The sequence below is a fragment of the Acinetobacter sp. A47 genome (genome assembly GCF_000805455.1).
In the GTDB taxonomy this organism is placed as follows: Bacteria; Pseudomonadota; Gammaproteobacteria; order Pseudomonadales; family Moraxellaceae; genus Acinetobacter.
Window position 1 is genome coordinate 55,690 of record NZ_JSUS01000032.1, and the last position, 11,799, is coordinate 67,488.

Genomic DNA, 11,799 nt, shown 5'->3' on the forward strand with positions numbered 1-11,799 from the left:
TTAGACAAGCTTGAATATGTATGTAGCTGATTATATTAGTTTAGCATTGACCACAGAGATGACAGATAGGTGTGTGTCTCAGTCTGAAGTCATGCTTAAAGGAAAAAAGACAGGGGTTATGGTTGAGGGAAAAGTATTAGAGGGTGTGGTATGTGTATATTCTCACTGCTATCTTCTTTTCCTTACCCATGATTGTATTTTTGAGGAAACTTTAACTTTGGCGTTAGTCGATCTGGATAAAAATAGATTGTTGGAGTCATTATGGATAGGCCAGGTTTATCAGACTGATATCTTTACTGGTCTTAGAATATGTGATGATAAGATCTTATTTGAGTTTTTAGCCAAAAAAACATGGGTTCTTCAAGTATTACAAACTGCCAGAATTAGATTTCCTCTTTCTCTAAACGCTTTGATACATCGTGGTTTTCAGTTTAAATCTTATTTTCAGTTAAAACATTAATTTATAGAACATATACCCTCATGAAGGATGTAGGGTCGGCTGCATTTAATGGCTATGATTTCTAAATGACGTATGCCGTCATGAACTACAAGATTTTGGCAATTCAATTAGCTTATGATTTCTAAATGACGTATGCCGTCATGAACTCCAGATACCAATGTGTTATTTTTGATCAGTATTTCTAAATGACGTATGCCGTCATGAACTAGGTGATAAAGCCAATCCGCTTTATTCGTTTTTTCTAAATGACGTATGCCGTCATGAACCTTTGTCCAGTGAAACAACTGAATTATTTGAATTTCTAAATGACGTATGCCGTCATGAACGCTTAACTGCTGTTCCGAGTTCAGGAACAACTTTTCTAAATGACGTATGCCGTCATGAACAAGCATAGCCGTAATACTGATCTTCCGATAACTTTCTAAATGACGTATGCCGTCATGAACTGAAAAACAAGGACTGGAAAGCTTTTGCGCGGTTTCTAAATGACGTATGCCGTCATGAACATGCCCATCAGGCTTTTGCTGCCCTTCAAAAATTTCTAAATGACGTATGCCGTCATGAACTCTCGCTGAGCATATAACTCACCCAATTTCATTTTCTAAATGACGTATGCCGTCATGAACGCTTTATTTTATAAAGGGTATGACAATGCGAGTTTCTAAATGACGTATGCCGTCATGAACTTGGTCGATCATTAACACTGCATCGGCATTTTTTTCTAAATGACGTATGCCGTCATGAACATAAAGGCAATTGGCGTAGACCGAACGGGAAATTTCTAAATGACGTATGCCGTCATGAACGGAAATGTGGAGGGCTTGGCATGAGACCGGAATTTCTAAATGACGTATGCCGTCATGAACTCCTATTTGCTGGTTTTAAGAATGGGTTTACTTTTCTAAATGACGTATGCCGTCATGAACTTACGATTGTTGAGCAGCTGCCAGAGGATACTTTTCTAAATGACGTATGCCGTCATGAACGTTTATTGCGGCAGACTCTAGCCAGTTATCAATTTCTAAATGACGTATGCCGTCATGAACGAGAATGATTCTCATTTACATGTGTTTTTATTTTTCTAAATGACGTATGCCGTCATGAACAAATCTTAAATCAAGACGTGTCGGAAATCGCTTTTCTAAATGACGTATGCCGTCATGAACTCCTATTTGCTGGTTTTAAGAATGGGTTTACTTTTCTAAATGACGTATGCCGTCATGAACTTACGATTGTTGAGCAGCTGCCAGAGGATACTTTTCTAAATGACGTATGCCGTCATGAACGTTTATTGCGGCAGACTCTAGCCAGTTATCAATTTCTAAATGACGTATGCCGTCATGAACCAGGGCAATCCGTACAGGAATACGTTGTACAATTTCTAAATGACGTATGCCGTCATGAACGATGCGATTAAGAGCTCTGTTGATTCAGCTAATTTCTAAATGACGTATGCCGTCATGAACATAAAATGATCATACTTCTTACTGGTGCCATTTTTCTAAATGACGTATGCCGTCATGAACTGTCTGAATGATCTTTGATTGTGAATGTCGCGTTTCTAAATGACGTATGCCGTCATGAACGACTAACAATTTGGTTTTGATAGACAGTGGCTTTTCTAAATGACGTATGCCGTCATGAACACTTTAACGATTTTATCACAGAAGGGATTATTTTTCTAAATGACGTATGCCGTCATGAACTCTTCACCAAAACAAATTTATAGGGATGCTTATTTCTAAATGACGTATGCCGTCATGAACAAGAACTTTTTTACCAGCAGGTGGTTTCTGTATTTCTAAATGACGTATGCCGTCATGAACCTCCCATTCTCGATTAACCCATTCTTTTTAAGTTTCTAAATGACGTATGCCGTCATGAACTGAATAAAAACGACGATCTTCTAAGCACTGTTTTTCTAAATGACGTATGCCGTCATGAACTACGAGAACTGTTAAACCCATTTGTTAATGCTTTTCTAAATGACGTATGCCGTCATGAACTGTTGATGATGTTTTAGAAAGTCCTGACGACTTTTCTAAATGACGTATGCCGTCATGAACTATAAAATAATGAAAATAATATAAGTTAAAACATCAAGTTATATCTAAATAGGCAGAAATACCCAAAGTTTTTAACCGATATAGTAACTTATTGATTTTATTAAGCTGTTAAAGAGTCATAAAAATATTGGGGTAAAAATAGAGCTTTGTCAAAATAAAATCCTTTGAAATAAAATTTATTACTTTCCTCCGATCTTCCCTCGACTTAGAATCAGCACTACCTTAAATATAAAGAAGTAACCACGTGTCAGACCATTTAGAAAACGAATTTGAGCTAAGCAATGAGGAAATGCATCTCTATGGCCGCCAGATTTTACTGGATGGTTGGGATATCGAAGCACAAGAACGGCTGAAACTTGCCAATGTACTGATCGTCGGTGCAGGTGGAATCGGCTGTACCAGTGCCGAACTGCTGGCACGTGCGGGCGTAGGGAAAATTACCATTATTGATGCTGACACCATTGAGATCAGTAATCTACAACGACAAATTGCATTTACAGCCAATGACTTAGGCCGATACAAAGCTGAGATTCTGGCAAAACATCTCCAAGACATTAATCCACATATACAGGTCCGCTATCAAAATATACGTTTTGATGAAACAAATGCGGATGAACTCGTACAGCATCAGGATGTAGTGTTAGATGGCTGCGATAATTTTACTACGCGCTATCTGGTCAATCGGGTGTGTAAAACATATCAGATCCCTTTAATAAGTGCCTCAGCGATTGGTTTTGAAGGGCAAATGTTCATGGTGGAATCAGATTCAGCCTGTTATGAATGCCTGTTTCCAAAGGAAGAACATGCCAATGAAGGGTTGCGTTGTGCTGAATCTGGTGTATTGGCAACCACACCTGTAATGATAGCGTCATTACAAGCGCATCACACTTTGCTGTTTTTAGGATTAGGTTTAACCCCACTGAAGCAAAAACTGTTGCTCTGGAATGGCTTAAACCTGTCGCAACGTATTCTTAAATTTGAAAAAGATGTAAATTGTCCGGTTTGTCAGGCAACTTGATCGGTAAAATGAGCAAAATTTGCTAAACTAATGCCATCTGTGAGGCAAGAAAGATTATGAAAAGAAATATTTTATTCGATGGATTACGCTCTGTTGCACGTATTGGTGAGACAGTAGTGGTTGCAGCACAAGCAGGTGTGAAATATGCAACCGAAAAACCAAGCAATGCCAAACTCATGCGCGAGACCTTTGAATCGCTTGGTTCGACTTATATCAAGCTGGGTCAGTTTATCGCGAGTACGCCGTCTTTATTTCCGCGTGAATATGTGCAGGAGTTTCAGGGCTGTCTGGATCAAACCCCGACGTTACCATTTAGCTATATTCAAAAAGTTCTGGCAGAAGAGTTTGAAGGCCGTAATCTCAACGAAATTTTCAGTTTTATTGATGAAAAGCCACTGGCTTCGGCGTCAATTGCACAGGTACATCCGGCCAGACTGGTCACCGGTGAAGATGTGGTATTAAAAGTGCAGAAGCCCGGTGTTGAAACGATTCTTTATACCGACCTGAATGTGGTGCATTGGGCGACCAAATTGCTTGAAAAAGCTGTTCCAAAAATCAAGTTTGCTTCGCTTTCTGAAATCGTGGACGAGATCAAGACACGGATGGTGCGTGAGGTTGATTTTATTGAAGAAGCGCAAAATCTGGATGATTTTATTCAGTACCTGAATATTTCAGGCAATCAGGCTGCGACTGCTCCCAAGGTGTACCATCAGTTTTCGACCCGCCGTGTGTTGACCATGCAGCGTTTATATGGTGTGCCATTAACTGATTTTGATGTGGTTAAACAATATGCCAAAGACCCGACACAGGTGCTGATTACAGCGATGAATACCTGGTTTGGTAGTCTGATGCTCTGCAAGAGTTTCCATGCAGACTTGCATGCAGGGAACCTGATGCTGCTGGAAGATGGCCGTATTGGCTTTATCGATTTTGGTATTGTGGGGCAGTTAAAACCGGAAGTCTGGACCGCATGTATGGCCTTTATGGATGCATTGCAGCATACCAATTATGTGGCAATGGCTGAAAACATGCTGAAGATGGGCATGACGCATCAGAAAATTGACACCCAGGTACTGGCCGATGATCTGGAACGTTTGTTCAGTGGCGTGTTATTGACTGATCCACAAGAAATTCTCAGTTCAAATCCGTCTGACCTGAATGACATCATGATGGACATGGTGGCAGTGGGTGAGCGTCATGGCATCAAATTCCCGCGTGACTTCGCGTTATTATTCAAGCAAATGTTATATTTTGACCGTTTCATGCGTGTTCTTGCACCTTATACCGATATTTATGCTGACCAGCGTTTGAAAATGGTTCACAATATTGAGCCTGCTTCTTTGTTAAAGCATTAATTTATTTATCGGTTCAACAGGTCATTATGGATGCCATTATTATTGAAGGGTTAAAGGTTGATACAGTGATTGGCTGTTTCAACTGGGAACGTCAGATTATTCAACCTTTAATGCTAGATCTCACCATTCATAATGATCTGACCTTAGCTGCAAACTCGGATGCGCTGGAAGATACCCTCAACTATGCACAAATCTGCGAGCTTGCAGCTCAAGTCATTCAGCAAGCAAAGCCCAAACTGATTGAGCATGCCGCCCAACTGGTGCTTGAATGTCTATTTACGACTTTTCCTTCGATCGAATCGATCAGTATCACCATTCGTAAACCCGCCATTATTGCTCAAGCTAATGCAGTAGGAATTCGCCTTGAACGCAACAGAAACAATTTTTGCGCTCGCTCTGGCGAGTAATGACCAGCAGCAACACAATTTCACTTTTGCTTATGAGCAGCTTGCCGGGCTGGGTGAGGTGGAGTTTTCTTCCATTTATAAGATTCCTTGCCGTGACGGGATCGGGGCGGATTACTGGAATTCGGCCTGCCTGTTAAAAAGCCGTTTGAACTTTGATGAAGTCAATGCAACCTTAAAACAACTAGAACAACAATCGGGACGTATTCGTCCATCGCATCAGATCACGCTGGATATTGATGTGATTGCCTGGGGCAAAACCCTGCAGACCATGCAGTTCAATCCCAAAAAGTTACCTTTAGCATTGGATGTGAAAATTCCCTTATTCGATTTATGGCAGCATCCTGATTTAGACCATGATCAAAAGATGAAATATCCTGTCATTACAATGTAATGTTTTTGAATGTAATAAGATCATAATTCGGACTATTTTTCATGAAAACGATCGTATTCTTATCGACTTTGGCCATGTTACTTTCCGGTTGCGCAGCCATGAGTGTTGAGCAGTGTAAAACGGCCAACTGGTTAAGTGTGGGGGAAAAAGACGGTTCTGCCGGTTATGAGTCACGTTTAGATAAATATTATTCTGCTTGTCAAAAGGCCAATATTATTCCCAATCAGGCTCTTTATGAAAAAGGTTATCAAACAGGTCTAGGCTATTATTGCCAGCCTGAGAATATTTTTAGTGAGGCGTTGGAAGGACGTGGCGATTTTAGAGTCTGTCCGGCGGAAAAACGCCAACTTTTACGCCCTTATTATCAGGTTGCGTATGAGTATTATCAGGCTGACTCGGAGTTTAACCGCTCACAAAACGAGATTAGCCGTTATTTAAAAGAGCTGGAACGGACTGACCTTTCTTCTAAAGTTCGGGATGATTATAAGAAACGTTTATATGACTTACGGATCAATAGCAGCAGCGTACAGTCGCGTTACCACAATGCAGTACGCAATATGGAACGTTTCAAGGCTGAGCATGGCCTAAATTAAGTTACAAGCATACTGATCGAAAAAGCCTGTGATGCCGCTCACGGGCTTTTTGCTTTTTGGGTTAAACATTTAAATTACATACTAAAAAGGGGTTCAGTGTTTAAATACTGGCTTGTTCAATCGCAAGGAAGACATCATGCAAATCAAGATGGTTCTGCTTGGGTTGATGGCCTGCACTGCCATGAATGCTGCTTATGCCATTGACGCCAAATATAGACAGCAGCTCGAGCGTTCAGGTTGTACGCAAACCAGTGAAGCGCAAGGCTGTGATACCAGTAAGACCGCAGAAGAAAATAGCAAGGCTGGCTTTGGCATACCCGATACAGCTGCCACCCCCGAACCTGCGGTCAATCAGCCGCAATGGATTGCTGAACGGTCAGATGGTACAACCTTGGCCACCATTCGGATTGATCAGCAGCAGCGTGTCTGGGTAAATGAGACGAGGGTGGCAGCCACTCAAAAAAATGGACAGTTTGAGTTTAGACAAGGCAAGATTGACTATACGATTTTTACTGATCTGGAAAAGCAGCCACAAAGTTTCTGGTCGGATCGTTATTCGACAGATAAGGGGAAAATTGTATTGCGCTGATATTTTGAGCGGATAGAAAAAGGGAATTACGGATTCATAATTCCCTTGGCTGTTTTATAAATAATAACTGGTTTTTGTCATTAATTTTGAAATTGCGGTCATGGTAATACGCACAGGCACAGGTAAGTCCACACCACCAGCATTTAATGCTGTATCACGATGATGCAACTCATCTTCATTCATCTGTTCAAGGATTTTGCGGGAACGGTCATCATGTGCTGGCAATTGCTGGATATGTTCCTGTAAATGCTGGCTAACCTGACGTTCTGTTTCTGCCACAAAACCTAAGCTGTATTTGTCACCAGCAATACCGGCAATGGCTCCCATACCATAAGACAGGCCGTACCAGATCGGGTTCAAGACACTGGTATGGCTATCCAGTTCTTTGAGGCGGTCTTCACACCAGGCCAGATGATCCTGCTCTTCAATTGCGGCCTGCTGCATTTCTTCACGGACGTGTGGCAGTTTTGCAGTCAGTGCCTGGCCGTGGTAAAGCGCCTGTGCACATACTTCGCCGCTGTGGTTCACACGCATTAAACCGGCTACATGGCGTGCATCACTGACACACAACTGTGAAGGTTCATCACTGGCCGGATTGCTACGTTGGGCAGTGGTTGCTCCAGGTACGAGACTACGTAAAGCCTGGTCAAAGGAATTAATAAGTTTATCGAGACCTGTGTAATGGCGCATATATTAATCCTCTAAAGTATTGGGTGCATTTTCCAGTAATGGTGTTAATCGTTTTAATAACCAGAATGAAAAAATTGCACTTAAAACAGCAGTAATGGTGAATAAGATTTTAATATCAATTTTTAAAATGCTTAAGATTAAAATTGAAAAAATTGCTGATGAGACCATAAATACAGCATTCAGGATGTTATTTGCAGCAACAACACGGGCCCGGTGTGAGCGCGGTGAATAGGCCTGCATCATGGCATAAAGCGGTACAATATAAAAACCGCCGCTAATCCCGAGCAAGGTCACAGCAAGCATGACATGATAATACACAGCTCCTTGCGTGAAGATGTCCTTCAGGGTGAGCAGTTCACCTGAGCGTTCCGGCACAAACGCCAGACTTGCTGCCAGGTAAAGCGCAAAAACAGTCAAGCCGATTGCACCATAAGGTACCATCTTGATATTGATTTCCGTACCGCCAATGCGTCGGCATAATAACGAACCGACGCCAATCCCCACCGAGAAGAAAGTGAGCAACAGGCTGACCACGTTTTCAGAAGCATGCAGGTTTTGCTGGGTGAGCTGGGGAATCTGGGTCAGGTAAGTGGCGCCATAAAACCAGTACCATGAGTTGCCGAGCAAAATCACAAAAACAATCGGGATGCTTTTTGCGTAACGAATAGTCTGAAAGCTGGTGCGGAAAAAATTCCAGTCAATTTTCAGGTCGGGGGCTGCAACCTGCTGGGGCAGGATAAAACGGCTACATAAATAGCCTAAGCAAGCAATGGTAACAACAGTCAAGCTAATCCAGAGCAGATTGCCTGCAGAAGATGCAATCACGGCACCCCCTAAGATCATGCCCAGCAAAATGGCAATCGACGTACCTGACTGGAATAGGGCATTTCCTGACATCAGCTCTTGGGGTTTCAGGATTTCGGGCAATATGGCATATTTGATCGGCCCAAAGCAGGTAGAATGCGTTCCCATTAAAAACAGGGCAAATAGCAACAGCCAGAGATTGCCTAGCAAGAATCCTGCGGTACCAATCAGCATGATGATGATTTCTAGTATTTTAATGAAGCGAATCAGCTGCGAGCGCTCATATTTGTCGGCAATCTGACCGGCTGTCGCCGAGAAAAAGAAATAGGGTAAAATAAACAATAAAGCCGCCAGATTGTTTAAAGTACTGACAGGAGCACTTTGTTGCTGAATCCAGCCATAGGTGATGACTAACAGAAGCGCTTGTTTATAAACATTATCATTCAGTGCTCCAAAAAATTGCGTGAAAAACATCGGGGCAAACCGACGTGATGTCATTAAGCGCTCATCTTGTTTCATCATGTGTTCACTTCATTGTGATTTATAAAAAAATGTGACGAACTGTAAAAATGTGATGAAATGCATGTATGATACATCAGTCTGATTGGATGAAAATCAAAGATTTGAAGATGTTTCAGCCATCAAAAAAGATAAATTAAAAAATAAGTTTAGAGTTCTACATGCCATCTAAAACGAAGTTTAAACAGTCAACACTGGTTCATTCTATGCATTTAATTTTTAAAATGCAGGGATTTCCTAAACTTATTTGTAGTAGTTTTTTAATTAGTTCTTGTATATCAGTGGCTTGTGCGCAAGAGCAAAATTTGAATCCGACTGAAAATCAGACAGCAGAACAAGCCGGACAACAGGCTGATGTGGCAGTGGCTGCGCTTGACCATCAGCAGGCACAGCATACGCCACCTGAAAATTCATTGCCTGAACAGGATAGTTTGTCTGCTTTAAAACAGCAGGAACAGTCAGCCAGCCAGATTGATGACCTGAAACCGATACAGTTAGATGGCGATTTGGAAAATCTGCCCGTTATCCCTGTTGACCAGACGATGGCGAATGAAATCTTCCGGGTAGCGGAGGAAGCCAAGAATGAAGCGAAGACATACCGGGAAAATACCTCCAGAACACCTGAAGTCACTGTGAATGATGTATCACAGACGGAACTGAGTGAAATTAAAAGCGCTCCGGTCAATATTGATCAGTTGATGCATGATATCCAGACTGACAGCAAGATTGTGGTCGAAGCAAACGAGGCCGGACGTACCTTACCTGAATTTCAGACCCAATCGGAGCAGGATGCCGAGAAAGAAGGGTTCTTTAAAAGAATCTGGCATAGACTGCGTCCGGAAAACCTGCTCAATCCGGACAAGATTCCCCGTATTACCGCAGATGTTACCGGCGCGCCTCCAATTCTGGCTGCCAATATTAAAGCCAAATTGTCGAGTTTTACCCAAGAGTCTTTTGAAGAGTTCAATGTCGCCTTACCGCAGTTACGCGCTTTAACCAATCAGGCTGCTCAGGCTGTCGGCTATTATAACGCTACCTATACCTTTGTTAAGGAAAGCGAGAGTAAGGTCAAGGTTATTGTAGAGCCGAATGAACCGGTCAAGATTAAAGAACAGAACATTGAGTTTACCGGAGCCGGTGCAAATATTCCGCAATTCCAGGTGATCCGTTTAATTCCGGAGCAGGATGAAGGCGACATTTTTAACCATGGAAAATACGAAGAAACCAAGAACAAGATCACCACAGTTGCTTCTGATAACGGATACTTTGATGCGTTCTGGCGTTTGCATGACGTTAAGATCAGCCAGCCGGAGAAAACGGCAGAAATCAACCTGAAGTATGAAACGGGTGACCGTTATAAACTCAGGAAAGTTGAATACCGGATGAGTGATCCGAGTAAGCCATTGCCGTTAACCCAGAAAGTGCTGGATAGTCTGGCACCGTGGAAGGAAGATGATGACTATGCTTTCTGGCGGGTAAATGTTCTGGCCAATAACTTGACCAATACCCGTTATTTTAACTATACCTTGGTTGATACCATCAAGCCGGATGCGATCCAGCCTCCGTTAGAGCTTCCGCCTGACTTGCAGGCACTGGTCGACCAGCAACGTATTCAGGAATCGCAGCTGTTAAATAGCCAGCAAAAAGCAGAGCTTGCACGGGCAAAAATTACCTCGGCAGAAGAAGTAACCCAGGATGTCGTGGATGAGTCCCAATTCTCAGGAGGCGAACAGGCACAGTCTTATTCATTGGCCCGCTCAATGCCGATGCCAGCACATGAAGAAGATGACGAGGCGCGTCAACAGCAAGAGCAACAGGCACGAATTGACCAGAAAATCCCGGTTATCGTGACCCTGAATGCTGATCGCCTGAACAGCCTGGAGACCGGTATCGGTTATGGAACCGACACTGGTGCCCGTATCCGTACCCAGTATCGTCGTGCCTTTGTCAATAAATATGGTCATGCCTTTGATGCCAACGTTGAACTGTCTCAAATACGCCAGTCGATTGATGGCCGTTACAGCATTCCGTATAAGCATCCGTTAAATGACTATTTTAACCTTGTCGGGGGATATGAGCGCGAAACCCGTGACGATATTGGCCCTGATGTCAACTTGCTGGTCGAGTCTGCGGTATTGGGTGGAGAGCGTGTCATCAAGAATCCGCTGGGTGACTGGCAACATACGTTTGGCCTGCGTTACCGTCTGGATCGCTTAACTAAAAAGGGCGATGTAGATATTAATGACTTACCTGATGCATTCAAGGTATCCGGTATTGATTCGGAACAAGAATCCTTGCTGCTCGGTTATGAGGCCTCTAAAACCAATACCAACACCCGCCTGAATCCTACCCGGGGCTTTAAGCAGACCTATAAGGTTGAACTGGGCACAGAATCGTTATTGTCTGATGCCAATATGGCGATTGTGAGTGCAGGCTGGCGTTTTATCTATTCACTGGGTGAAAATGAAAATCATCAGTTTGTCGGTCGTGGTGATGCCAGCTATATTTTTACCGATGACTTTAATAAGGTTCCTTATAACTTGCGTTTCTTTACCGGTGGGGATCAGTCACTACGTGGCTTTGACTATAAGAGCCTGTCTCCGCAAGAAAATGGGTATAAACTGGGTGGTCAGGCTTTAGGCGTAGGTTCACTTGAATATAATTACCAGTTTAAAGATGGCTGGCGTGCGGCTGTTTTTTCTGATTTTGGTAATGCCTATGATAAACAGTTTAGCAATCCGACCGAATATAGTGTGGGTGTGGGGATTCGCTGGAAATCGCCAATCGGGCCAATCCGTTTGGACCTAGCTTCTGGTATTTCCAATGAGAACCATCCGATCCGGTTGCACTTCTTTATTGGTCCACAACTTTAAAAACATATTTATCGCTTTATAGCCCGCGAAAAGG

Annotated in this window: 10 protein-coding genes and 1 CRISPR repeat array; of the genes, 8 read left to right on the forward strand and 2 right to left on the reverse strand. The window is 42.8% G+C overall.

Annotated elements, in window-relative coordinates; all coding sequences use genetic code 11:
* The first annotated feature begins 16 nt into the window (after positions 1-16).
* The 7 genes from OC23_RS06820 to OC23_RS06850 all read left to right on the forward strand — a co-directional run bounded on the left by OC23_RS06820 (position 17) and on the right by OC23_RS06850 (position 6,879).
* On the forward strand, positions 17-460 hold the full coding sequence (locus tag OC23_RS06820) for a hypothetical protein (RefSeq protein ID WP_038343767.1): 444 nt from the start codon (positions 17-19) through the stop codon (positions 458-460).
* Between the two features lie 58 nt (positions 461-518).
* Positions 519-2,526: direct repeats of the CRISPR family, unit length 28 nt; unit sequence TTTCTAAATGACGTATGCCGTCATGAAC.
* A gap of 289 nt (positions 2,527-2,815) precedes the next feature.
* Positions 2,816-3,544, forward strand: a complete 729-nt coding sequence (locus OC23_RS06825) for a HesA/MoeB/ThiF family protein (RefSeq protein WP_413772401.1) — start codon at positions 2,816-2,818, stop codon at positions 3,542-3,544.
* Between the two features lie 56 nt (positions 3,545-3,600).
* A complete protein-coding gene (locus OC23_RS06830; protein ID WP_038343769.1) occupies positions 3,601-4,899 on the forward strand; it encodes an ABC1 kinase family protein in 1,299 nt (432 codons plus the stop codon).
* Positions 4,900-4,925: 26 nt separating this feature from the next.
* On the forward strand, positions 4,926-5,306 hold the full coding sequence (folB, locus tag OC23_RS06835) for a dihydroneopterin aldolase (RefSeq protein WP_038343770.1): 381 nt from the start codon (positions 4,926-4,928) through the stop codon (positions 5,304-5,306).
* Entirely contained in the window at positions 5,263-5,697 is a 435-nt protein-coding gene (locus OC23_RS06840) for a 2-amino-4-hydroxy-6-hydroxymethyldihydropteridine diphosphokinase (RefSeq protein WP_038343771.1), read from the forward strand. Before folB ends, OC23_RS06840 begins: the two co-directional genes overlap by 44 nt.
* A gap of 41 nt (positions 5,698-5,738) precedes the next feature.
* The gene (locus OC23_RS06845; protein ID WP_038343772.1) at positions 5,739-6,290 is read left to right on the forward strand and encodes a DUF2799 domain-containing protein; all 552 of its coding nucleotides are present in this window, start codon (positions 5,739-5,741) and stop codon (positions 6,288-6,290) included.
* 136 nt (positions 6,291-6,426) lie between these two features.
* A complete protein-coding gene (locus OC23_RS06850; protein ID WP_038343774.1) occupies positions 6,427-6,879 on the forward strand; it encodes a hypothetical protein in 453 nt (150 codons plus the stop codon).
* Positions 6,880-6,933: 54 nt separating this feature from the next.
* On the opposite strand, the gene coq7 is transcribed toward OC23_RS06850, so the two are convergent.
* Positions 6,934-7,569 (reverse strand): 2-polyprenyl-3-methyl-6-methoxy-1,4-benzoquinone monooxygenase, encoded by a 636-nt coding sequence (gene coq7 / locus OC23_RS06855; RefSeq protein ID WP_038343775.1) that lies wholly within the window; start codon positions 7,567-7,569, stop codon positions 6,934-6,936.
* Positions 7,570-7,572: 3 nt separating this feature from the next.
* On the reverse strand, positions 7,573-8,895 hold the full coding sequence (locus tag OC23_RS06860) for an MFS transporter (RefSeq protein WP_152607806.1): 1,323 nt from the start codon (positions 8,893-8,895) through the stop codon (positions 7,573-7,575).
* Positions 8,896-9,053: 158 nt separating this feature from the next.
* On the opposite strand from OC23_RS06860, the gene OC23_RS06865 reads away from it, so the two are divergent.
* The gene (locus OC23_RS06865; RefSeq protein ID WP_038343777.1) at positions 9,054-11,765 is read left to right on the forward strand and encodes an autotransporter assembly complex protein TamA; all 2,712 of its coding nucleotides are present in this window, start codon (positions 9,054-9,056) and stop codon (positions 11,763-11,765) included.
* Positions 11,766-11,799 lie beyond the last annotated feature (34 nt).

Excerpts from the sequence above, each read along its gene's own strand:
- OC23_RS06820 (WP_038343767.1), top strand. The coding sequence starts at position 17 with ATGTATGTAGCTGATTATATTAGTTTAGCATTGACCACAGAGATGACA.
- OC23_RS06825 (WP_413772401.1), top strand. The coding sequence starts at position 2,816 with ATGCATCTCTATGGCCGCCAGATTTTACTGGATGGTTGGGATATCGAA.
- OC23_RS06830 (WP_038343769.1), top strand. The coding sequence starts at position 3,601 with ATGAAAAGAAATATTTTATTCGATGGATTACGCTCTGTTGCACGTATT.
- folB (WP_038343770.1), top strand. The coding sequence starts at position 4,926 with ATGGATGCCATTATTATTGAAGGGTTAAAGGTTGATACAGTGATTGGC.
- OC23_RS06845 (WP_038343772.1), top strand. The coding sequence starts at position 5,739 with ATGAAAACGATCGTATTCTTATCGACTTTGGCCATGTTACTTTCCGGT.
- OC23_RS06850 (WP_038343774.1), top strand. The coding sequence starts at position 6,427 with ATGCAAATCAAGATGGTTCTGCTTGGGTTGATGGCCTGCACTGCCATG.
- coq7 (WP_038343775.1), bottom strand. The coding sequence starts at position 7,569 with ATGCGCCATTACACAGGTCTCGATAAACTTATTAATTCCTTTGACCAG.
- OC23_RS06860 (WP_152607806.1), bottom strand. The coding sequence starts at position 8,895 with ATGATGAAACAAGATGAGCGCTTAATGACATCACGTCGGTTTGCCCCG.
- OC23_RS06865 (WP_038343777.1), top strand. The coding sequence starts at position 9,054 with ATGCCATCTAAAACGAAGTTTAAACAGTCAACACTGGTTCATTCTATG.